The sequence below is a fragment of the Jeotgalibacillus marinus genome, from assembly GCF_040801915.1.
In the GTDB taxonomy this organism is placed as follows: domain Bacteria; phylum Bacillota; class Bacilli; order Bacillales; family Jeotgalibacillaceae; genus Jeotgalibacillus; species Jeotgalibacillus marinus.
On the sequence record NZ_JBFMIA010000185.1, the window covers coordinates 1 to 264 of the forward strand.

General features: G+C 42.4%; 1 protein-coding gene. It reads right to left on the minus strand.

Annotation, left to right across the window (positions count from 1 at the left end):
- The coding region (locus AB1471_RS17475; protein WP_367780999.1) for a nucleoside transporter C-terminal domain-containing protein at positions 1 to 264 on the minus strand (264 nt) is incomplete at both ends.

Here is a 264-nt window from a genome sequence, read left to right on the forward strand (position 1 = left end):
ACAACAAGTTTTTGTCCGATAAAATTACCAGCTTGAATGGCTTCGTTCCAAGGAACACCAATGGCAAAAGCAAGCGGCGCAAAAATATAACCAAGGAGTAACTCAATCGATAGGTTTTCAAATCCAAACATCCCACCGATTCCACCTAAAAGCCCATTAAGTAAGGAAATCAACGCGATAAACGCAATCAACATAGCTCCTACATTTAGAGCGATTTGTAGGCCTGTACTGGCACCTTTTGCTGCTGCATCAACCACGTTTGCT